Genomic DNA, 20357 nt, shown 5'->3' with positions numbered 1-20357 from the left:
CCATCAAGTGCGCGTGCAAGCGCACGCCCAACCCAGAAATGAGGAATAAAGACTATGACACGACACATCTACGGCACACCTGAGGCGGATATGATCAATGGCGGCGCAGGGCCGGACCGGATCCATGGCAAAGCCGCTGACGATATCATCACATCAGGCAACAGCGCCGACCAGGTCTATGCCCAAGCGGGCGAAGATGTGGTCGATGCCGGGGCTGGCAACGACACGGTACGCGGCGGCGCGGGTGACGACACAGTCAACGGCTCCACGGGCAGCGATCGGTTATTCGGTGGCCCGGGACATGACGTTCTGATCGGTGGTGAAACCAGTGGTACAGGCGGCGGTGCAGGCGGTGGGATTGACGACCGCCTTTGGGGCGGCTTGGGCGATGACCACATGGACGGCGGGTCGGGTAACGATCGGCTCTATGGTGGTGCGGGCGCCGACACGATGACGGGCGGTGCCGGCCTCGACCGACTGTATGGAGGCACCGAAAACGACCTGATGCATGGTGGCGATGCCAATGATCGTCTGATCGGCGCCGAGGGCGATGACACATTGCAGGGTGGCGAAGGCTTTGACCGGCTCTATGGCGGAACAGGGGCTGACGTACTTTTGTCGGGCACTGGATCAGACGGCCTTTATGGCGGCGCGGGTGACGATGCCTTGGACGGCGGCGCGGGTGACGACAGGCTGCACGGGGCAGAGGGTGCCGATATCCTCTCGGGTGGTGTCGGTCACGACATGCTTTTTGGCGGCTCTGGCAGCGACGATATTGATGGCGGCAACGGAGCAGATCAAATCTGGGCCGGCGATGGTGATGACACCGTCATTGGGGGCGATGGTGATGACCGCTTGGGCGGCGCATCCGGAAACGACCAGCTCTTTGGCGGAAATGGGTCTGACACGCTGTACGGCCGCGCCGACGATGACCTTTTGTCGGGTGGCGCAGGCAATGACACTTTGCGTGGTGGTCAGGGTGCAGACACCCTGTTTGGCGACGGTGGCGCGGATGACTTGCACGGAGGCGCAGGTTCGGACGAACTGTCCGGCGGCGCTGGCAACGACCTTCTGCAGGGGCAGCAGGGCAACGACATTCTGAACGGTGGCGCTGGCATGGACACGCTTGGCGGCGGAAACGGTTCAGACACCCTCGACGGGGGCGCGGGCGGCGACGTTATGAACGGCGGGGCAGGTACCGATCTTCTGTTTGGAGGGGCAGGTCAGGACATTTTGGAAGGATCCTGGGGCAATGACACGCTGGACGGTGATGCGGGGGGTGACACCCTGGATGGAGGCACTGGAAACGATATTCTTTTCGGAGGCAGTGGCCGCAACACGCTCACCGGTGGTCAAGGCAGCGACGTTTTTGTGTTCCACGCTACCAACAGCTTTTTTCGTGACGAGATCACCGACGTCAACATCTATGGCGGCAACGCGGACGTGATCGATCTGACTGATTTCAGCTTTGGCATGGCTGTTTCTGACATCGAGACTTGGGCCGCAGAGCATATCGAGCAGCACGAAAACGGAGACCTGTTGATCTCTCTGACGGGTGCGCAAAGCATCCTGGTCCGCGATCACGCTGACATCGGAGACGCATTTGTTGATGGCGTGGTTGACCTGCTGATTTTTTGATCGATCTCAGGCGGCGTTCGAACAGTGCGCCGCCGCACACGGAAAAGGAATGTCATATGCCCTCTGTTCTTGGATCCCTTATTTTGGTGCTGATGCTGTCGTCGGCTGTCCAATCTGACATCAGCCGTTCGGAGTTCGACGCGATCCAGTCGCAGGAGACGCATGATCCGGAAGCCGCCTTTGACGCAATGTTGGTGTTGGCGCACTCGGGACACATCCCGGCGGCCAATCGGGTTGGCTACTACTATCGACATGGCCTGGGGACGCACAAAGATCTGACGGCCGCACGGCGGTGGTATCAACACGCAACTGCAAGCGGACATCGTTGGGCTTTTGCGTCGCTGGCGCGGGTAGAATTGGCACTGGGTCATGCAGACGCTGCATTGCACCTTTTGCAACAGGCAGCGCGCGATCAGCACCCGGGCACAGCACGACTGCTGGGTACCGCGCATATCGATCGGGCATTTGGTGCGGCATCAGATCCTGCCTTGGGCCAGCATATGCTGCGTGTGTTGGCGCGTGATGGTGATGCAAACGCTGCCCGCGATCTCTTGTTAAGATACAACTGGAACCGCATCCGCGGACAAGCCCCGGATCACATTGTAAAACGCGTCGTGCAAATTGGTCTTGAGGGGGATGCACGGTTTGCAGAAGCGGCACTTGTCTATTTGACCCGCGAGCGAGACAAAAGGAGCCAGATCACCCGGCAACGCGAAGCCTTGATAAGCGTACCCGGCATCCAGCGGCGCACGTTGTTGATGGAACGGGTTCGGCTGGCTGCTGATGTGCACCCGGGTCGGTTCTGGATCGAGACCGAAAAGGTGCTGCAAGACACCGAAACCGAACACTATGCGCGCGTTGCAAGTACGGCGTTTTGGATCAACAAGAACGCTTGGGTTCGTGTACTTCAGAAGGAGCTGCGCGGCCTTGGGTACTATTCGGGTCGTATCACCGCAGAGATGACCGCACCGACCATAAGAGCGCAGAACCAATTCTGCAAAGACAGAGGCATATGGGAACTCTGCGCATCAGGGCCGTTGCGCGGCCAAACTGTGCGGGCCGTGGCGGATGCCATCGCCATGGCGCGTGATCGCGGATAGCGGCGGGTCTGGGGTTGTTGTGAACGAGGACTGTCGATTGAAACTCCGTTCAGAAAGGTTGCGACAGAAACACTCGATATGCACTGTCCGCCCGCTGTCTCTTGAGTACCTTGAGAGTATCAGGGCGCGTCGTCTGGAATTGGTGTTTTCGCCTCACTAAGGATACTTTCCTCACGTGCATTCCGGAACTGTAGCATACTTGGTGATTTGAAGGTTAACGTTGTCTGGCGCTCAAAGTTTTTCAATTGGTCGGAGTGAGAGGATTCGAACCTCCGACCCCTGCCTCCCGAAGACAGTGCTCTACCAGGCTGAGCTACACTCCGACCGTGCCGGGCGAATTACTCTCCGTCCGGTGTTTTGGCAAGGGGCTTGTCGCGGAAGCGACCGCTGGTCATCAGGCTGCTCACTCGAAACGCGCCCGGCGTGCCGATACGGCTGCGGGTGCGCAGAACTGGCTTGTTTTCCGAATTGCCGGACCGGCTTTCGCGGAACACGATGAACAGGCCCGACGCGATGATGATCGCGGCACCGACCCCGGTGTAGCTGTCTGGCACCTCGTTGAAAAAGACGAGGCCATAAACGGTTGCCCACAGGATTTGTGAATACTGCATGGGCGCCACGATTGCGGCTTCTCCGGTCTGGTATGCGGCAATGATGAAGCGGCCAGCGATCCACGCCATGACCGAGATGACGGCCAGCATGCCCAAGTGCTCGATCGGCATCGGTTCGTAGACAAAGGCAAGCGCCGCGCCCATCACGAGAACGTTGCCGACCATCGGATACAACAGCAATACAACCGTTCGTTCCTCGGCGCCAATCTTGCGCACGACGATGGACGCAAAAGCACCGGCAAAGGCCGCGATGATCGCAGCTGCATGGCCGAGTGTCAGGTCTGTCGTGCCAGGGCGCAGCACCACCATCACACCAGCCAGCCCAACGATGACAGCAAGCCAACGGGGAAGGCGTACTTTCTCGCCCAGAATGGGGATCGACAGAACCGTGATAAGCAGTGGTGTAGCAAAAAGAATTGCATAGGTTTGCGTCAGCGGCAGGTTTGCAAAAGCATAAAATGCAGAGACGCCGGTGATGACAGCCCCTGCGGTGCGCAGCGCCATCCACCACGGATGCACCGGCACCAATGTACCAGGCTTGGCGTCGCGCATCAGCATGATCGTCGCCAATGGAAAGCTGAGCAGAACGCTGAAGAACACAATCTGGATCGGGGAATAGGTCGCCCCCAACGTCTTGATAAAGACGTCATGGGTCGAAAATATTCCAAAGGCGATGAGGGCGAGCAATGCGCCCTTGGCGTTCGAGGACATGGCGTTTTTTTGATAACTATGCTTTTGTCCCATTAACGCCGCGGGCCGGGCGATGTCCACCAGCCCGCAGGGCCATGAGCCTTAAAGCGCCAGCGCGCCGCGGCCAAAGATGAACTGCCACTGGCTGCCATCGGTCATTGTGACGAAACCGGACCCTGAGGTCGGAGACTGGAAATACGCGATGCCCACGCCGCGCAGCCCGTTGTTGCACACAACAGGGAAGCTCACTGTGCTGATATCTGCAAATTTGTCGTAGGTGCCGGTGCAGACTGCGTTGCCATTGGTGGCCTGAAAGCTGCCGCCATGAAGGAACGTATCGGTGGCTGATCCGCGAAAGGTCATGCCGTTGTCGCCAATCACGGTGACCGGGTATGCGACGTCGCAAGCGGCGAGGCCGCCAAGTACAAGACCGCACAATGCGGCACGCAGGGAAAACAGGAACATGGAAAATCCTTTGGTCCGTTACACAACGGATCACGAGGTGGTGATTGCGTCGTGTTGTCCCAAGTCAGGAATTCCTGCCGTGACGCGGCGCGCGAAATATGCTTCGCGCGCCTGCGCGGGATTACAGGCTCGCGTCGAGGGCCGCGAGGATCGCGTCGCCCATCTCTGCAGTGGATAGCGGCGTGCCGCCTTCCGGTCCCATCAGGTCGCCCGTGCGGGCACCGTCCGCCAGCACTTTCTCGATGGCGGCTTCCAGACGTGCAGCCTCGTCGCCCTGGTCAAAGGAATAGCGCAGCGCCATGGCAAAGCTGAGCATGCAGGCGATTGGGTTCGCCTTGCCCTGGCCAGCGATGTCAGGGGCCGATCCGTGGACGGGTTCGTACATCGCCTTGGGGCGGCCATTGGCCATCGGCGCGCCCAGCGACGCGGAGGGCAGCATACCCAGTGAGCCTGTCAGCATGGCGGCACAGTCGGACAAGATGTCGCCAAACAGATTGTCGGTCACGATCACATCGAACTGTTTGGGCGCACGCACCAACTGCATCGCGCCGTTGTCAGCATACATGTGGCTCAACTCGACCTCGGGGTATTCCTCGCCGACCTTGGTCACAACCTCGCGCCACAGGATGCCGCTTTCCATGACGTTGGCCTTCTCCATCGAGCAGACCTTCTTGTTCCGTCGCATGGCAAGTTCAAAAGCCGAGCGGGCAGCGCGTTCGATCTCGCTTTCGGTATAGCGCTGCGTGTTGATGCCAACACGTTCGTTGCCTTCTTCGAAGATGCCGCGGGGTTCGCCAAAGTAAACGCCCGAGGTCAGCTCGCGCACGATCATGATGTCAAGACCGGCCACGATGTCCTTTTTCAGGGACGAGAAGTCGGCCAAAGCGTCAAAGCACTGCGCAGGACGCAGGTTGGCGAACAAGTCCATCTCTTTGCGCAGGCGCAGCAGGCCGCGTTCCGGCTTCACCGAGAAGTCCAGATCGTCGTATTTTGGGCCACCCACGGCGCCCAGTAGAACCGCGTCAACCTCTTGCGCGCGTGCCATCGTATCGTCGTGCAGGGGTGTGCCATGTGCGTCGTAAGCTGCACCGCCCACAAGGTCGGTGGAGACGTCAAATGCGAGGTCCCGTTTCGCGCCGTACCAGTCGATGACACGTGTCACCTGGTCCATGACTTCGGGGCCGATGCCGTCGCCGGGCAGGATCAAGATCGACGGATTGGACATGGGCGAAACTCCTTTGATTGCTTGGGGTTTCGCCTACTCACCACCGTCGGCGGGGTCAAGGGTCAGGTCCGTCCAAACCAGCCTGTGACGACTTGCTGTCGCTACGGTGTCGGCCAACGTGTCATCCGGGGCAGGCCAAAGCACCCCGCTGTCCACAACCCGCCAATGGGTCGAGGGCAACACATAGCTGACGCGCAGGTCTCCCGGTATCGGATCATCCCAATCCACGGTGTCAGTGCCAGCGTGTCCCCGCGGGGACAGATTTATAAGTCGCTGATCTGCAAGAAGGTTCCGGATAGCATCGTGCAGCCCACTGCCATCATCCGGATCCAGGTTCGCATCACCGGCAATGACGAAAGGACCGAGTGGGGCCGCGCTGACCCGGCTATCCAATACGTGCTGCCACAGCCTGATCTCATCATGGTTGCGCTTCCCATTGCGGTCTTCGGGACCATCGAAAACCGGCGGGCTGGCATGGAAGGTCATCAAGTGAAATGTACCGGCTGGCGCGTCAATCGGGACAATCCAGTGGCCGGTCGTAGACAGGCGTTGTGCAGCCAGTGCCTGCTCTGACGGAAATGCAGCGCCGTTCACTTCAGGACGCAGTGCATCGGGCAGGTTCACCCATAGGAGAGATGACAGGTCCTCCACGTCGTTCGCCCTGATCGGAAAGCGCGACAGGATTGCCATGCCACCCTGTCCCGAAAACCGCCCGTAGCCTTGCGCATCGCGCGGGCCGCCAAGCCGACCATCGCCATCCATATCCAACCCGGTGGGTATGCCTGTATTCGGGCGCAAAGCGAAATGGTGGGGGTATCCCGCGACCTTGGCCAAGCGGCTCAGCGCTTCACCGGTCAAGTCATAGTCGATCCCCTGAAGCGCCAGAACATCTGCGTCGGCATGGGCAAGGACCGCCAGTACCGCAGCGATTTGGTCGTCCTCTCCACGCGCAATATCACGCAGGAAAAGACCGGGACCGTCCCGTTGCAATTCAGTGTTGTAAGTCGCGATGCGAAGCGTGTCCGCCTGCGCCATCGCCCCGAACATCAGGGCGATGCATGCGGTGATTAGGCCAGAAGCAAATCCGTATCTGCGTTGGCGTAGGCTCGCTTGCGCTGGTCGCGGATCATCTCGGCGATCCGCTGCATCGCGATGCCGCGCATGATCATGCTGGCAGGAAGGAAGGCCCATGCGCTCATCGTCCAGATCAGGGTTTGCGGGTTCTCAAGCGTGATCGGGTTTAGCAGGTCGGCAGCCATCTTGACCACAGCAGGTATTACGAACGGCAGCAGAAATCCGAGCGCGATATTGATCCGTGCGTCGCGGTTTAGGCGATACAGTACATCGCCGCCAGCCGTTGGATCGAACAGGGGCAGGTTGACCCATACATTGAATGACCCGTTGCGCGATGGCCAACCCATGACCCGCACAAGAAACAGAAAGACGGCCATGGCGGTCAGCGAAATGAGGTAGGCAAGGCCGGCCGCTGTGCGGACCGATTGCACGACGCTGTCATGTGCGTCCGGTGGCAGCATCAGTACAACAAGGCGTACTGGGCTGTAGGGAAAGTCGATGCTGTTGCCGATGATTGTGCCGACGGATGTGAGGGCGTTGGTCAGCAAGGTGGGGTCTGTTTTGCCACGGCAGATCAGGCTGAGCAGGAATACGGTTGCCATGAGCGCGGCAAAGCGCAGACGGTTAAAGGGCGCCGCGTCACGGAACTCAACGATACTCGGGCTTGTCGAGTTGTATTCGACAAATGTCAGGAAAGCGGCAAGAAGTGCAATAAGGATAGTGGCTTGCGAGGAATCCATGGATGCGCCGGGCACAACGAGTGCTGGTATGGCAATCATCAATGATACCAAAAAACCGCGCACAGCGGCGCCTGACAATCGTGCGATCACGTCTCTTTTTCCCTTCAAACTGGCCAGTCCCGATACGTTGCCGCGACTTGTTCCAACTTGATCCCACCGGGTCAGGCGGGTGCCTCATTCTCGACACATTCTTGCCTTGATTGACCCGGGCTCTCAAGCCTTAGGGTTAATGAAACGCAAACCTTTGGTCATTTTGAGGGACGGTGTGGTGCCTTTGTGCATCATTTCTGAGGCGGGATTTTGGCACGGTATACGTGCACCCCAACATGTTGTGTGTGGAGCGCTTGGGTAGCATAGCGGTGCGCAACCGCTATGCCACTTTTTGGTTAACGCAGGCTTAGACCCACGGACGGGCCTGAGCGGCTTGCGCCTCGAAGGTATCGATGCTGCTGACCTTTTCCATTGTCAGGCCGATATCGTCCAGTCCTTCGAGCAGGCAGTGCTTCTTGAATGCGTCCACTTCGAAGCTGAAGCTTTCACCATCTGATGTGGTCACCGTCTGATTTTCGAGATTAACGGTCATGCGGGCGTTGGCCCCTTTTTCCGCGTCCTTCATCAGCACCTCCACGGCCTCTTGCGGCAGGGCGATGGGCAGAATGCCGTTCTTGAAGCAGTTGTTGTAGAAGATGTCGGCAAAGCTGGTGGAGATCACGCAGCGAATGCCAAAATCCTTGATCGCCCAAGGCGCATGCTCGCGCGAAGACCCGCAACCAAAGTTGTCACCCGCGACGAGGATCTCGGCGCTGCGATAGGCATCCTGGTTCAGCACAAAGTCTGCGATCTCGTTTCCTTGACGGTCGAACCGCATCTCATCAAACAGGTTCGCGCCAAGGCCCGAGCGTTTGATCGTTTTCAGGAACTGCTTGGGGATGATCATATCGGTGTCGATATTGACCAGCGGCATGGGCGCCGCGATCCCTGTCAGTGTTTCGAATTTGTCCATTCTGTTAACCTTTCCTAAGAAGGCGGCGGGGTGAAACCCCGCCCTACATCTTGTGTCCTTGGCCGGGAAAAGGGGGTGTCATCCCCCGTGCAGCATCCGTGCACCCCCTGTACACCCCCACCGTCATGGTCGGTTAACCAGCTGTTAACCCTCCCGGTGAGAGCAGGCCTCACATCATCTCCCGCACGTCGGTGAGTTTGCCAGTGATTGCGGCGGCTGCCGCCATGCCAGGTGACACAAGGTGCGTGCGCCCCTTGTAGCCCTGCCGCCCTTCAAAGTTCCGGTTCGACGTCGACACGCAGCGTTCGCCTTCGGCCAGCTGGTCGGGGTTCATTGCCAGACACATCGAGCAACCCGCAAGCCGCCATTCGAAACCGGCGTCCTTGAAGATGTCGGCCAGCCCCTCTTCTTCCGCCTGAAGACGGACAAGGCCCGAGCCTGGCACGACCATGGCGCGCAGACCGTCCTTGATCTTTTTGCCTTTCAGAATCTCGGCGGCGGCGCGCAGGTCTTCGATCCGGCCATTGGTGCAGGACCCGATAAAGACGGTGTCGATCTCGATATCAGAAAGTGGTGTGCCGGGAGTCAGGCCCATATAGTCGAGCGAGCGCTGGGCTGCGCCGACCTTGCCACCTTCGAAATCATTCGCCGATGGAACGTTGGCCGTGATCGGCAACACATCCTCGGGCGAGGTGCCCCATGTGACGACGGGCGCGATGTCTTCGCCCTTGATCGTGATGACTTTGTCCCACTGCGCGTCGTCATCGGAATAGAGCGTCTTCCACCACTCCATCGCCGCTTCGAACTGCGCGCCCTTGGGAGCGTGAGGGCGGCCCTTGACGTATTCAAAGGTCTTTTCATCCGGTGCGATCAGACCAGCGCGTGCGCCGCCTTCGATCGCCATGTTGCAGACGGTCATCCGTCCTTCCATCGACAGATCGCGGATGGCTTCGCCGCAATACTCGATGACATAGCCGGTGCCGCCGGCTGTGCCGGTTTCGCCGATGACGGAAAGGGTAATGTCCTTGGCCGTAACGCCGGGGCGCAGCTTGCCCGTGATCTCGACCTTCATGTTCTTGGATTTCTTCTGGATCAGCGTCTGCGTCGCCAGCACGTGTTCCACCTCGGACGTGCCGATGCCGTGTGCCAGCGCGCCAAATGCGCCATGCGTTGCAGTGTGCGAGTCACCACAAACGACGGTCATGCCGGGCAGGGTCCAGCCCTGTTCGGGTCCGACGATGTGTACGATACCCTGACGCACATCAGACACCGGATAATAGTGAATGCCAAAGTCCTTGGCGTTCTTGTCGAGGGCGGCAACCTGGATGGCGCTGTCCTCGGTCATGTTCTTGGGGTCTTCGCGACCGGGCGTTGTCGGTACGTTGTGGTCCGGCACGGCAATCGTTTTGTCCGGGGCGCGGACAGGGCGGTTTGCCATGCGCAGCCCTTCAAAGGCTTGCGGGCTGGTCACCTCGTGCACGAGGTGGCGGTCGATATAGAGCAGGCAGGTGCCGTCCTCGGCCTCGTGGGCAACGTGGGCATCCCATATTTTGTCATAGAGTGTCTTGGGGGACATGGTTGGTCCTCTCCCTTGGATTGGCTGTATTCGAGATGGATGAGGGATGGGCAGCCTTATAGGCGCGCCAGCACCGTGTGCGTCGCCCCGAAAAAGCGTTCGCGCAGACGTGCGCGGTCATCCATGTCAAAGAGGCGGGTCATATTTGCCAGATAACGGGATTCCATGTGCCGATCAAGCGAGGCGCGATTGATCGTGTGCGTCTGGCATTGCATGCTGCCGATAACGGAGGGCGGGCATGACCACTCACACGGACGGGAGCGGCAATGATATTGCCAACGCGCTGAGTTCCGCGGCCGAGGCTGCGGTGGCCGGACAGTCCACGGATGGGCAAACCCTGACCGAGATTGCATGGTCACTGCTGGTGACGATGTTCAGCTATGCCGAGAGTTTCGCCATGTCCCTGCTGCGCCCTTGGGTGGCGTATCAGTTGGGGATGGCGCTGGCGGTCTTTGTGCTGGCCCACTTGCTGCGTCACTGGTTGGGGCCACCCATCCGCACCTGGATGGGCACACGCGAAGGCTGGCCAAAGTGGCGCATGCGTGTGCTGGTGGTCGTGCACCAGCGTTTGCGTGCCATGTTCTTTGTCCTTCTTATCTGGATGCTGGTCTGGATCATGCGCGAGGTGACGTGGCCATCGCGATCCTATGTCCTTGGCTTGATCGCAACCCTTGCCACGGCGTGGCTGCTGGTTGTGTTTGCGACACGCCTGATCCGTTCGATTTTCCTGCGCCGCATGGTGCGTTATGGTGCGTGGATTTACGTGACCCTCTACGTGCTGGGCATCGTGGACGAGGCATCGGAGGTACTGGACGCCGCCGCATTCTCAATTAGTGATATGCGCATCTCGGCCCTGCTGGTGGTGCAGGGCATTGTGGTTGTCGGGTGTCTGTTCGCATTGGCGCGGTTCATCACTGTCACAACTTCTAACCGCGTTCAGGCGAACGAGGATATCTCGCCCTCGATGCGGGTGCTGATCGTCAAGGTCGTGCAGATCGTCTTCTATGCCATCGCCTTCTATGCGGGGGTGCGGGCGCTGGGCATCGACCTGACGGGCCTCGCCGTGCTGTCGGGTGCCATCGGTGTGGGCTTGGGCTTTGGTCTGCAGAAGGTGGTGTCGAACCTTGTGTCTGGGGTCATCATCCTGCTCGACAAATCCATCAAGCCCGGCGATGTGATCAGCCTGGGCGATACGTTCGGATGGATACAGACCCTGGGGGCGCGGTACGCATCGGTCGTGACCCGCGATGGCCGTGAATACCTGATCCCGAACGAGGATCTGATCACCGGACAGGTGGTCAACTGGTCCCATTCGAACGAGTTTGTGCGCCTCGATATCTATTTCGGCACGTCATATGGCTGTGACCCCCATCAGGTCCGCAAGCTGGCGATTGAGGCGGCCAAGGGGGTGGAACGCGCTTTATCCTCGCGCCCGCCGGTGTGCCACATCGTGGGATTCGGTGACAGTTCCGTCGACTACATCCTGCGCTTCTGGATCACGGACCCCACAGGGGGCCTGACAAATATCCGTGGCAACGTGTATCTGGCGCTGTGGGACATTTTCAAAGAAAACAACATCTCTATCCCCTTCCCGCAGCGCGAAGTGCGGCTGTTGGGGCAGGGCAGTGACGAGGGCGAAGGGTTATGATTCAGCTTGGGGAAGGGGCGTGGCAAATTCCGGTGATGCCGCGCCAGTCGGTGAATTGCTATCTGTTGGGCGACGTGTTGGTGGATGCCGGGGTAAAGCGGTCCGGTCCCAAGCTGCTGCGCGCCCTGCGCGGAAAGGCGATGTCGGGTCATGCCCTGACCCATGCCCACCCGGATCATCAGGGAGCCACGGCCGAGGTGTGCCGGGCTTTGAACCTGTCGTTGATGTGTCATCCGGCGGAACGGGAGGCGGCTGAGACGGGGTATGTTCTGGGCTCGTTTCCAAATCCCAGATCGCTGATGGCGCGGATGCAGCAAAGGTTCTTTGCTGGCCAAGGGCATCCCGTGGCACGGACGTTGACCGAAGGGGACCGGGTTGGCGGGTTCGAGGTGATTGAAACGCCGGGGCATACCAAGGGTCACATCTCGTTCTGGCGTGCGTCCGATGGGGTGCTGATTGCGGGGGATGCAGCGGTGGGCATGAACCTGTTCACTACCACACCGCGCCTTGGATTGCCCTTGGGGATCGCAACGTGGGACATGGACGCTGCACGCGCCTCGATCCGTAAGTTGGCGGCGCTGGGGCCGAAGCGGGTGGCGTTCGGGCATGGCCCGGCGGTAAGTGGAGACGTTTTCACAGAGTTTGCCGCGCAACTGGGTTAGACGTTGGTTTGGCCCTGACAGCGAGGCGAAATGCTGTCAGGACGTATCCGGCGTTGTGGCCTCCAACAAGTCGCCCGGCTGACAGTCCAGCGCTTCGCACAGCTTGGCCAGTGTTTCAAAGCGGATGCCTTTGACCTTGCCGGATTTCAGCAGGCTCAGGTTCTGTTCGGTGATTCCGATCCGGGCTGCAAGGTCGCGGCCCTTCATCTTGCGCATGGCCATCATCACGTCGAGGCGGACAATGATTCCGGTCATATGAATTCCCTGTTCTCAGCCATCAGTCGGGCCGCTTCTGACTGAATATATCCAAACATGGTTAACAGCGCTGCGGCCAGCAGCAAGAACAGCCCCCCGCCATCAATGGCAATGGACAAGGTGCGCTGCCCGGCAGGGTTGTTCCAGGTCAGGGCCAGGATGATCACGGTGTTGCTCACAATCTCGACAATGGCGAGGGCGAGAAGCCCCTGACCAATGCGCAACACACGCCGCGCCGTGTCGATTTGGAACGTGTCGCCATTGGCACAGGCCGCCAGCCAGCCGCGGACGCACCACAGCACCCAAAGCAACAGGGCATAAGATGCAATTTCGATGGTGCGCCACAGGGTGACCGCCCAGGCGCTGGGCGTTTCTGGGAAGTTCTTGGTGTCAAATTCTTCGCGCAGGTCGGCAACGGACAGCCCCCCGTCAACAATGGCAATGACGGCTGCAACGACCAGCAGCGTAAACAGGCCGATCGTTGCCCATTCGAATTGTCGTGCCCGTCGGGCGATCAAAGTGTCTTGCATCTGCGTTTCCTATATCGCTACTAAAGTTTAATGTAAAACAATAAGAAATGATTCGAAAGGGCAAATTTTATGAAAGATGTTCTGTTGGCCGTATCCATTTGTCTTGGGGCCTGTACCTCGATCGTGCCCAGCACGCTGCTGCAACTGCAAGGGCTGGATCCGCTGTCTGCCGACCCGGCCGATATCGCGTTGCGGGTTGACCTGCCCGACGGTGTGGCCCTGTTGCCGGGATCCGGCACGCTGGATCTGCGGGCCGCGCGCGGCGATGGGGCTGAAACGTCGGGCAGTTTCCCGGTTGAGATGGCGGTGGACGTATTGCGGGTGGCCCCGGCGGCACATGCGGATCTGCGTGCGCTGCAGGCAGAGATCAGGGCATGGAAGGCCGCTGACCCGGACGGGACCACGGGCAGCCTGAGCGTGGATTTTGAACCCTGCCGGATTGGCGTCGCGTTGCCCGAAGCAGGCAAGTTGTCCATTTACATACGGCTTGCCGCGGACGGTCCCTTTCTGCCGCTGGTAAAAGACGCGCCCATCGACGAAGCGCTGGAAAGTGTTGCACAGGACCCTCTGAAACCCTGCGCGTGAACGCGTTTCATTGAAATGTCATGCGCGCGTTGTTACGATCTAGGTATCCCAGCGCCGGGGATTTGTACGGCGTGCTGACAAAGGAGGACAATGTCCTGTCATTCTCTGCTGACGCGGTTCAGACCGCTGATGGAGCCGCGGCTGTGATGGCCGCCCCCAAAACGCAAGCCACAAGCGATGGTATCCTTGAGGCTGTGCTGTCTTCCCTCAACGACGACAAAGCCGAAGATGTTGTGCAGATCGATCTGCGCGGCAAGACCGCCATGGGTGACTACATGGTGATCTGCTCGGGTCGGTCGTCGCGCCAGGTGGCGGCGATCTCGGAAAAGCTGGTGGAACGGCTGAAAGCCAAGTTCGGCATCTCGACCCGTGTTGAAGGCAAGGATACCGGCGACTGGGTTCTGATCGACACGGGCGATGTGATCGTCCACGTGTTCCGGCCCGAGGTGCGCGAGTTCTATCAGCTGGAGAAGATGTGGCAGCCAGGCGCTGCTGCGACCAACTGATTCTGCGCGCTTAGCTTATGCGTGTGCATATCTGTGCGGTGGGCCGCCTGCGGGGCGGTCCAGAGAGCGATTTGGTGTCTGACTATGTCACCCGCTTTGACCGCACGGGCCGGGCCCTTGGCCTTGGTCCCCTGACCCTCACCGAAGTGGAAGACCGTAGGGGCGGTGGCATGGCGGCGGAAGCTGACCTGCTGCGTCGTGTCTTGCCCAAAGGAACGGTGCTGTGTTGCCTGGACGAGCGGGGCAAGGTCGAGACGTCGCCCGCCTTTGCCAAGCGGTTGAGTGGATGGCGCGACAATGGGCGCGGCGACGTGGCCTTTGTCATCGGCGGTGCGGATGGGATTGATCCAAGCCTGCGGGCCGAGGCGGATCATCTGCTGTCTTTCGGGTCGATGGTTTGGCCGCATATGTTGGTGCGCGTGATGTTGACCGAGCAGCTGTATCGAACCGCGTCGATCCTGGCTGGATCGCCCTATCATCGGGTGTGATCCGATGGCCGCTGCGCGACGCGATTCATTTTTGCTGACGAGGGGCTCTGCCCCTCGAGCTCCCTGAGGTATTTCCAGCCAGAAGAAGGGCTTAGTCTGTTGGAAGTGTGACGATTGTTGTGCCTTCATTCCAGCCGGCTGGCAGGTCGCGCGCCTGCACTTGCACTTCGGTTGTGCCTGCCGGGATCACGACGCCACCAAGGCTGCGGGTGAAGGGCTGTTCGTCGACATGTGGGTGGGCCAGGACGCGCATGCCCAGTTCGTTCCCGTCCATGTCCAGCACGCGCCAGCCATCCGCATAGTGGTCCCATCCGGTGTCTGGATGGCGGATGGTGACCGAAAAGCGATAGGTGTCGGTGCCGGTTTTGGACACGTCCACATTCTCGATCACCGGTTCTTCGGCGAAGGCGGGGGCTGCGATCAGCAGCAGAGGGATCAAACGTTTCATGGGCTTAGGCTATGTCCCGGTTGTGTCGTTGTCATGTTACGTGTCCGTGCCCAGCAGAATTGTGCGCGAGTTCGAGGCGAACTCACGGCGCCAGATGACAGCGAGGGTAAAGATGGTTGCCACGATCAATGTCATGGGTCCGGCCAGCCACGCCACACACGCGAGTGCAAAATAGACGGATCGCAGTCCACGGTTGAAGGACCGTGCCGCGGTGATGTTGATCTCGGCCGCTTGCGTGGCGCGCGGGGCGCATGCTGGATCTGATACATCATTTGGCACGGCGGCCATGACCACGGCGGCATAGCCGAACAGCCGGTTGGCCCAGACGAATTTCAGGAAAGCGTTGGTCAGGAACAGGGCCACCGTCAGCATCTTGGCCTCCCACACGAAGGCGGGGCTGTCCATCAGGACCAATTCGTTCGCGATACCCGTCAGACGTTCCGCATTACCGATCAGCGCAAGCGTGCCGCCGATTGCGATGACCGAGGTCGAGGCAAAGAAGGCCGTGCCCTGCCGCAGGCTGGCCACGACTTGGGCATCAAAGATCTCGCGGTTCGCGCGTGATCATCTGCTGCATCCATTCGCGTCGGAACCCGGCCATAATCTGCGAGGTCGAGGGGTGCTTCGTTGCGGGGTGTTCGATCCGCCATCCGATGACCAACCAGCCCAGCAACAAGAGGGCAAGGGCGCCGAAATCGAGCGGTGTAAAAAGGGCGATGCGGTCAAGCCATGTCATATGTGCGGTCTTACACCGCAGTGATTCAGATTGCATCCCGGTCAAATTGGTCATATTATTTTACCAATAACCGGAGGACACCCCATGGAAATGCCTGTTCCTGATTCTGATGTGCTGGCGCGCAAGGCGCGGGTGGTGGAGCGTTTGCGGGATGTGTTGCCCGGCGATGCCGTCATTGATGATCCTTCAGAGACACGCGCCTATGAGTGTGATGCGCTGACCGCCTATCGCTGCCCGCCCATGGTGGCCGTGCTGCCGTCGACTACGGCGGAAGTGTCGGACGTGCTGCGCATCTGCCATGACGAAGGGGTGCCAGTGGTGCCGCGCGGGTCGGGGACCTCTTTGGCTGGGGGGCATTGCCCACCGCAGATTGCGTGATCCTAGGTGTCGCCCGCATGAATGACGTTCTGGAAACCGATTATGACAACCGCATAATCAGGGTTCAGACGGGTCGGACCAATCTGAGCGTAACAGGTGCGGTCGAGGCAGATGGGTTCTTTTACGCCCCTGACCCCTCCAGCCAGTTGGCCTGTGCCATTGCAGGCAATATCGCGATGAACTCGGGCGGGGCGCATTGTCTTAAATACGGTGTGACCACCAACAACCTGATGGGCGTGACACTGGTTCAGATGGACGGCACGGTCGTCGAGATTGGCGGCGGGCATCTGGATGCCGGTGGCTTGGACCTGCTGGGCGTGATCTGCGGGTCGGAGGGGCAATTGGGTGTCGTGACCGAAGCGACCCTGCGCATCCTGCACAAGCCCGAAGGCGCGCGACCCGTCCTGATGGGTTTTGACAGTGCCGAAGTGGCGGGGGCCTGTGTGGCTGACATTATCAAGGCCGGTGTCCTGCCCGTGGCCATCGAGTTCATGGACAAGATGCTGATTGAGGTCTGCGAGGACTTCGCTAAGGCCGATTACCCGATGTGCAGTGCGCTCCTGATTGTTGAGGTTGAAGGGTCGGATGCAGAGATTGATGCCCAGCTGGCCCTGATCACGGACATTGCCAAGCGTCACAACCCGGTGGCTTTGCGTGAAAGCGCATCTGCCGATGAAAGCGCACGCATCTGGGCGGGGCGCAAGGCGGCGTTCTCGGCCATTGGCCGCATCAGCGACTACATGTGCCTTGATGGGACGATCCCCGTGTCCGAGCTTCCTCATGTCCTGCGTCGCATTGGCGAGATGTCGGAAAAATACGGTCTGCCGGTGGGCAATGTATTCCATGCTGGTGACGGCAATATGCATCCGCTGATTTGCTATGACGCGAACAAGCCCGGTGATCTTGAACTGTGCGAGGAGTTCGGGGCCGAGGTTCTAAAACTGTGTGTCGAGGTCGGCGGTTGCCTGACGGGTGAGCACGGCGTGGGCATCGAAAAGCGCGATCTGATGACCCATCAATACGCGCCTGCCGATCTGGAGGCGCAGATGGCGGTGAAAGACGTGTTCGACGCTAAGTGGCTTCTTAACCCGGCCAAGGTATTCCCGCTGGCAGTGTCAGAGCCGCGGCGTGGTGCGGCATTGGCAGCGGAGTAGGGGGCCAGCCCCCTCGGCCTTGCGGCCTCACCCCCGGGATTTTTTGGAACAGAGAAGATGGACCCAGTGAACTCAGAACAAGCGATTGTGGATGCCGTTGCATCGGCGCAGGGACCGTTGTTGATCCGGGGTGGAGGCACCCGGTCTGTCGGACGGCCCGGTGTGGGTGAGGTGCTGAATGTCTCTGGCCTGTCCGGTGTGACATTGTACGAACCGGGTGCGCTGACACTGGTGGCACAGGCGGGAACGCCCGTGGCCGAGATTGAGGCGACACTGGCGGCTGAAAACCAGCGTCTGGCCTTTGAGCCTTACGATCTGACAGGGCTTCTTGGCACGTCCGGTGCATCGACAATTGGCGGCGTTATCGCCACGAATGCCAGCGGCCCGCGTCGCATCATGGCGGGTGCCGCGCGCGACTTTGCCCTTGGTGTGCGTTTTGTCGATGGGGCGGGGCAGGTCATCAAGAACGGTGGTCGCGTGATGAAGAATGTCACCGGCTATGACCTCGTCAAACTGATGTGCGGATCATGGGGCACGCTGGGTGTGTTGACCGAGGTCAGCTTGAAGGTGCTTCCCGGTGTTGAAGCCATGACCACGTTGGTGATTGACGGGGTGGATGCGGCACGCGCCGTGGACGCTATGAGCCGCGCGCTTGCATCGCCGTTCGAAGTGTCCGGCGCGGCCTGGACCGGCGGGCAGGTCTGGTTGCGGTTGGAAGGCTTTGAAAGCTCGATCGCCTATCGGGCGGGAGAGTTGAAAAACCTGTTGTCCTCCTTCGGTGACATCACTGACATGGAAATGGACTGGCGCACCGTGCGCGATGCGGTGCCCCTGAACGGGGCCGAGGCGGTCTGGCGCATCTCGGTGAAGCCGAGCGATGGCCCTGCGGTGATTGGAGCGTTGCCAGAGGGCTGCAACACCATGATGGACTGGGGCGGTGGCCTGATTTGGGCAGGTCTGTCCGGTGGAAACATCGCGGCGGCCCACGCCGGGGTTCAGGCAACCGTGGCCGAAATGGGCGGGCATGCGACGTTGATGAAGGGGCCAGAGGCCGTGCGCACAGCCGTGCCGGTCTTCCAACCCGAAGCACCCGGTGTCGCCGCGCTGTCGGCATCCTTGCGGCAGCGGTTCGATCCCAAGGGTATCCTCAATCCGGGGCTGATGGCCGCGTGATGCTTATCCTCCTGTTTATCATGGCTTTTGTGATCGGCCCGGCCTTGTTCTTTGCCCTGGATCGCGTGGTTGGCAAGCATTGGCCACTGGCGCTGGTCGCATCGGTCCTGGTGCTGGCCAGCTTCGTGTTACGGAGCGAGGCCAGCCTGGCCTTTTCAACCGACGTCACCCGCACCTTTCTGAGCGTGCTGTTCATCTGGCTGGCCTGGGTGCTGGTCATGGTCCTGGCCGCGCGCGCCGTGCGCCAGGCGCTTCCATCTCTTCGTGCGCGGCGCTTTGTCCGTGTGGCAGGTGCCATGGGCACCACCGTCCCGTGGTTCGGCTTTGCCGCGGCCCAAATGATCGCGAGATAGCATGCAAACGACATTCACCCCGGAACAGTTGACCGATCCGCAAATCGAACGGTCGAACGAGATCTTGCGCAATTGCGTGCATTGCGGGTTCTGCACGGCCACGTGTCCCACCTACCAGGTGCTGGGGGATGAGCTGGATAGCCCGCGCGGACGCATCTACCTGATCAAGGACATGCTCGAAAACGACCGCGACCCGGACGAAAAGGTCGTCAAGCATATCGACCGCTGCCTGTCTTGTCTGGCCTGCATGACGACTTGCCCCTCGGGTGTGCACTACATGCACCTTGTCGACCACGCCCGCGAGTATATCGAGAACCGCTACAAACGCCCCTTTACCGACCGTGCCCTGCGCTGGGTGCTGGCGCGTATCCTGCCCTACCCGATGCGGTTCCGTGTGGCGCTGCTTGGGGCCAAGATCGGACGCCCCTTCGCGCGGCTGATGCCGGATGCCCGTCTGCGCGCCATGTTGGAAATGGCGCCGGATTACATTCCGCCTGTCAGCCGCAACGACGATCCACAAAGCTTTGCGCCGCTGGCCGAGAAAAAGATGCGCGTGGCCCTGATGACGGGGTGTGCGCAAAAGGCGCTGAACACCGATATTAACGATGCTACGATCCGCCTTCTCACCCGCTTGGGATGCGAGGTTGTGGTGGCCGAGGGGGCTGGCTGTTGCGGTGCGCTCACCCACCACATGGGCAAGGCGGGCGAAAGCCATGCCACTGCGGCCAAGAACATCCGCGCCTGGGTGGCCGAGATGGACGGCAACGGCCTGGACGGCATTGTCATCAACACGTCGGGCTGCGGCACCACGGTCAAGGATTACGGGCACATGTTCCGCAATGACCCGCTGGCCAAGGACGCGGCGCGGGTTGCGGACATCGCCATGGATGTGAGCGAGGTTCTGATGAAGCTGGACCTCCCCGCAGGGGAGGCCCAGACCATGACCGTCGCATATCACGCGGCCTGTTCCTTGCAGCATGGGCAACAGATCAAGACCTTTCCAAAAGACCTGTTGAAGCGCGCAGGTTACAACGTGGTAGAGCCTGCAGACAGTCATCTCTGCTGCGGATCGGCGGGCACATACAACCTGATGCAGCCTGAGATTTCCAAGCAATTGAAAGAACGCAAAGTGCGCACGTTGGAGGCCAAGAACCCCGATATCATCGCTGCCGGGAACATCGGTTGCATGATGCAGATCGGGTCGGCAGCGGGCGTGCCCGTTGTGCATACAGTCGAGTTGCTGGATTGGGCATCCGGAGGGCCACGCCCGCCTGCTTTGGATCGGCATCCGGACGATGTTCCAATTTTGCGCTAAATTG

21 protein-coding genes, 1 tRNA gene and 2 pseudogenes are annotated in these 20357 nt (G+C 60.2%); 11 read left to right on the top strand and 13 right to left on the bottom strand.

Going from position 1 to position 20357, the window contains the following annotated elements; genetic code table 11:
• Positions 1-54 precede the first annotated feature (54 nt).
• Entirely contained in the window at positions 55-1638 is a 1584-nt protein-coding gene (locus tag ACZ1HN_RS22905; RefSeq protein ID WP_472729158.1) for a calcium-binding protein, read from the top strand.
• Between the two features lie 56 nt (positions 1639-1694).
• Positions 1695-2738 (top strand): tetratricopeptide repeat protein, encoded by a 1044-nt coding sequence (locus tag ACZ1HN_RS22900; protein WP_472729157.1) that lies wholly within the window; start codon positions 1695-1697, stop codon positions 2736-2738.
• A gap of 246 nt (positions 2739-2984) precedes the next feature.
• Here ACZ1HN_RS22900 and ACZ1HN_RS22895 read toward each other — a convergent pair.
• The 9 genes from ACZ1HN_RS22895 to ACZ1HN_RS22855 all read right to left on the bottom strand — a co-directional run bounded on the left by ACZ1HN_RS22895 (position 2985) and on the right by ACZ1HN_RS22855 (position 10289).
• Positions 2985-3061 (bottom strand) — tRNA-Pro (locus ACZ1HN_RS22895).
• A 15-nt stretch (positions 3062-3076) separates the two neighbouring features.
• The gene (locus ACZ1HN_RS22890) at positions 3077-4060 is read right to left on the bottom strand and encodes a DMT family transporter (RefSeq protein ID WP_299207913.1); all 984 of its coding nucleotides are present in this window, start codon (positions 4058-4060) and stop codon (positions 3077-3079) included.
• Between the two features lie 81 nt (positions 4061-4141).
• Positions 4142-4504, bottom strand: a complete 363-nt coding sequence (locus ACZ1HN_RS22885; protein ID WP_472729156.1) for a hypothetical protein — start codon at positions 4502-4504, stop codon at positions 4142-4144.
• Between the two features lie 121 nt (positions 4505-4625).
• Positions 4626-5729 carry a 3-isopropylmalate dehydrogenase gene (leuB, locus tag ACZ1HN_RS22880; protein ID WP_299600038.1) on the bottom strand — a complete coding sequence of 368 codons (1104 nt, stop codon included), beginning with the start codon at positions 5727-5729 and terminating at the stop codon, positions 4626-4628.
• 33 nt (positions 5730-5762) lie between these two features.
• Positions 5763-6776: an endonuclease/exonuclease/phosphatase family protein gene (locus ACZ1HN_RS22875; protein WP_472729155.1), complete on the bottom strand. Its 1014-nt coding sequence runs from the start codon at positions 6774-6776 to the stop codon at positions 5763-5765.
• 20 nt (positions 6777-6796) lie between these two features.
• Complete coding sequence (locus tag ACZ1HN_RS22870) at positions 6797-7633, bottom strand: hypothetical protein (RefSeq protein ID WP_299207908.1); 837 nt, start codon at positions 7631-7633, stop codon at positions 6797-6799.
• 307 nt (positions 7634-7940) lie between these two features.
• Positions 7941-8546 (bottom strand): 3-isopropylmalate dehydratase small subunit, encoded by a 606-nt coding sequence (gene leuD / locus ACZ1HN_RS22865; RefSeq protein ID WP_472729154.1) that lies wholly within the window; start codon positions 8544-8546, stop codon positions 7941-7943.
• A 169-nt stretch (positions 8547-8715) separates the two neighbouring features.
• Positions 8716-10122 (bottom strand): 3-isopropylmalate dehydratase large subunit, encoded by a 1407-nt coding sequence (gene leuC, locus ACZ1HN_RS22860; RefSeq protein WP_299701462.1) that lies wholly within the window; start codon positions 10120-10122, stop codon positions 8716-8718.
• 56 nt (positions 10123-10178) lie between these two features.
• A complete protein-coding gene (locus tag ACZ1HN_RS22855; protein WP_189370022.1) occupies positions 10179-10289 on the bottom strand; it encodes an isopropylmalate isomerase in 111 nt (36 codons plus the stop codon).
• A 71-nt stretch (positions 10290-10360) separates the two neighbouring features.
• Between ACZ1HN_RS22855 and ACZ1HN_RS22850 the strand changes: the two genes are divergently transcribed.
• A complete protein-coding gene (locus tag ACZ1HN_RS22850; protein WP_472729153.1) occupies positions 10361-11770 on the top strand; it encodes a mechanosensitive ion channel family protein in 1410 nt (469 codons plus the stop codon).
• Positions 11767-12432 (top strand): MBL fold metallo-hydrolase, encoded by a 666-nt coding sequence (locus tag ACZ1HN_RS22845; RefSeq protein ID WP_472729152.1) that lies wholly within the window; start codon positions 11767-11769, stop codon positions 12430-12432. The genes ACZ1HN_RS22850 and ACZ1HN_RS22845 overlap by 4 nt, the downstream gene beginning before the upstream one ends.
• 36 nt (positions 12433-12468) lie before the next feature.
• Here the strand turns inward: ACZ1HN_RS22845 and ACZ1HN_RS22840 are convergent, their stop codons facing one another.
• Entirely contained in the window at positions 12469-12687 is a 219-nt protein-coding gene (locus tag ACZ1HN_RS22840; RefSeq protein WP_472729151.1) for a helix-turn-helix domain-containing protein, read from the bottom strand.
• On the bottom strand, positions 12684-13217 hold the full coding sequence (locus ACZ1HN_RS22835; RefSeq protein ID WP_472729150.1) for a hypothetical protein: 534 nt from the start codon (positions 13215-13217) through the stop codon (positions 12684-12686). Before ACZ1HN_RS22835 ends, ACZ1HN_RS22840 begins: the two co-directional genes overlap by 4 nt.
• A gap of 69 nt (positions 13218-13286) precedes the next feature.
• Here ACZ1HN_RS22835 and ACZ1HN_RS22830 point away from each other — a divergent pair, with 69 nt between their 5' ends.
• Genes ACZ1HN_RS22830 through rlmH form a run of 3 tightly spaced genes read left to right on the top strand, consistent with a single transcriptional unit; the run spans position 13287 to position 14796 of the window.
• A complete protein-coding gene (locus ACZ1HN_RS22830; RefSeq protein WP_472729149.1) occupies positions 13287-13802 on the top strand; it encodes a hypothetical protein in 516 nt (171 codons plus the stop codon).
• A 20-nt stretch (positions 13803-13822) separates the two neighbouring features.
• On the top strand, positions 13823-14308 hold the full coding sequence (rsfS, locus tag ACZ1HN_RS22825; protein ID WP_472729148.1) for a ribosome silencing factor: 486 nt from the start codon (positions 13823-13825) through the stop codon (positions 14306-14308).
• A gap of 17 nt (positions 14309-14325) precedes the next feature.
• Complete coding sequence (gene rlmH / locus ACZ1HN_RS22820; RefSeq protein WP_472729147.1) at positions 14326-14796, top strand: 23S rRNA (pseudouridine(1915)-N(3))-methyltransferase RlmH; 471 nt, start codon at positions 14326-14328, stop codon at positions 14794-14796.
• Between the two features lie 91 nt (positions 14797-14887).
• Here the strand turns inward: rlmH and ACZ1HN_RS22815 are convergent, their stop codons facing one another.
• Both ACZ1HN_RS22815 and ACZ1HN_RS22810 read right to left on the bottom strand, forming a co-directional pair.
• Positions 14888-15244, bottom strand: a complete 357-nt coding sequence (locus tag ACZ1HN_RS22815) for a hypothetical protein (protein ID WP_472729146.1) — start codon at positions 15242-15244, stop codon at positions 14888-14890.
• A gap of 36 nt (positions 15245-15280) precedes the next feature.
• Positions 15281-15980, bottom strand: a pseudogene (locus tag ACZ1HN_RS22810) (DUF599 domain-containing protein).
• A gap of 84 nt (positions 15981-16064) precedes the next feature.
• On the opposite strand from ACZ1HN_RS22810, the pseudogene ACZ1HN_RS22805 reads away from it, so the two are divergent.
• The 4 genes and pseudogenes from ACZ1HN_RS22805 (at position 16065) to glcF (ending at position 20353) form a co-directional block, all read left to right on the top strand.
• A pseudogene (locus ACZ1HN_RS22805) lies at positions 16065-17512 on the top strand (FAD-linked oxidase C-terminal domain-containing protein).
• A gap of 57 nt (positions 17513-17569) precedes the next feature.
• Complete coding sequence (glcE, locus tag ACZ1HN_RS22800; protein WP_472729145.1) at positions 17570-18685, top strand: glycolate oxidase subunit GlcE; 1116 nt, start codon at positions 17570-17572, stop codon at positions 18683-18685.
• On the top strand, positions 18685-19038 hold the full coding sequence (locus ACZ1HN_RS22795) for a hypothetical protein (RefSeq protein ID WP_299671392.1): 354 nt from the start codon (positions 18685-18687) through the stop codon (positions 19036-19038). The genes glcE and ACZ1HN_RS22795 overlap by 1 nt, the downstream gene beginning before the upstream one ends.
• 1 nt (position 19039) lies before the next feature.
• Positions 19040-20353, top strand: coding sequence for a glycolate oxidase subunit GlcF (glcF, locus tag ACZ1HN_RS22790; RefSeq protein ID WP_472729144.1), 1314 nt, complete (start codon positions 19040-19042; stop codon positions 20351-20353).
• Positions 20354-20357: the final 4 nt, after the last annotated feature.

The sequence above is a fragment of the Tateyamaria sp. GN1-10 genome (genome assembly GCF_055693845.1).
This window is presented reverse-complemented; position numbering and strand designations above follow the sequence as displayed.

What these genes read in the sequence shown, in the direction of transcription:
- ACZ1HN_RS22905 (WP_472729158.1), top strand. Translation starts at nt 55, where the DNA reads ATGACACGACACATCTACGGCACACCTGAGGCGGATATGATCAATGGC.
- ACZ1HN_RS22900 (WP_472729157.1), top strand. Translation starts at nt 1,695, where the DNA reads ATGCCCTCTGTTCTTGGATCCCTTATTTTGGTGCTGATGCTGTCGTCG.
- ACZ1HN_RS22890 (WP_299207913.1), bottom strand. Translation starts at nt 4,060, where the DNA reads ATGTCCTCGAACGCCAAGGGCGCATTGCTCGCCCTCATCGCCTTTGGA.
- ACZ1HN_RS22885 (WP_472729156.1), bottom strand. Translation starts at nt 4,504, where the DNA reads ATGTTCCTGTTTTCCCTGCGTGCCGCATTGTGCGGTCTTGTACTTGGC.
- leuB (WP_299600038.1), bottom strand. Translation starts at nt 5,729, where the DNA reads ATGTCCAATCCGTCGATCTTGATCCTGCCCGGCGACGGCATCGGCCCC.
- ACZ1HN_RS22875 (WP_472729155.1), bottom strand. Translation starts at nt 6,776, where the DNA reads ATGTTCGGGGCGATGGCGCAGGCGGACACGCTTCGCATCGCGACTTAC.
- leuD (WP_472729154.1), bottom strand. Translation starts at nt 8,546, where the DNA reads ATGGACAAATTCGAAACACTGACAGGGATCGCGGCGCCCATGCCGCTG.
- leuC (WP_299701462.1), bottom strand. Translation starts at nt 10,122, where the DNA reads ATGTCCCCCAAGACACTCTATGACAAAATATGGGATGCCCACGTTGCC.
- ACZ1HN_RS22855 (WP_189370022.1), bottom strand. Translation starts at nt 10,289, where the DNA reads ATGGAATCCCGTTATCTGGCAAATATGACCCGCCTCTTTGACATGGAT.
- ACZ1HN_RS22850 (WP_472729153.1), top strand. Translation starts at nt 10,361, where the DNA reads ATGACCACTCACACGGACGGGAGCGGCAATGATATTGCCAACGCGCTG.
- ACZ1HN_RS22845 (WP_472729152.1), top strand. Translation starts at nt 11,767, where the DNA reads ATGATTCAGCTTGGGGAAGGGGCGTGGCAAATTCCGGTGATGCCGCGC.
- ACZ1HN_RS22840 (WP_472729151.1), bottom strand. Translation starts at nt 12,687, where the DNA reads ATGACCGGAATCATTGTCCGCCTCGACGTGATGATGGCCATGCGCAAG.
- ACZ1HN_RS22835 (WP_472729150.1), bottom strand. Translation starts at nt 13,217, where the DNA reads ATGCAAGACACTTTGATCGCCCGACGGGCACGACAATTCGAATGGGCA.
- ACZ1HN_RS22830 (WP_472729149.1), top strand. Translation starts at nt 13,287, where the DNA reads ATGAAAGATGTTCTGTTGGCCGTATCCATTTGTCTTGGGGCCTGTACC.
- rsfS (WP_472729148.1), top strand. Translation starts at nt 13,823, where the DNA reads ATGCGCGCGTTGTTACGATCTAGGTATCCCAGCGCCGGGGATTTGTAC.
- rlmH (WP_472729147.1), top strand. Translation starts at nt 14,326, where the DNA reads ATGCGTGTGCATATCTGTGCGGTGGGCCGCCTGCGGGGCGGTCCAGAG.
- ACZ1HN_RS22815 (WP_472729146.1), bottom strand. Translation starts at nt 15,244, where the DNA reads ATGAAACGTTTGATCCCTCTGCTGCTGATCGCAGCCCCCGCCTTCGCC.
- glcE (WP_472729145.1), top strand. Translation starts at nt 17,570, where the DNA reads ATGGACCCAGTGAACTCAGAACAAGCGATTGTGGATGCCGTTGCATCG.
- ACZ1HN_RS22795 (WP_299671392.1), top strand. Translation starts at nt 18,685, where the DNA reads ATGCTTATCCTCCTGTTTATCATGGCTTTTGTGATCGGCCCGGCCTTG.
- glcF (WP_472729144.1), top strand. Translation starts at nt 19,040, where the DNA reads ATGCAAACGACATTCACCCCGGAACAGTTGACCGATCCGCAAATCGAA.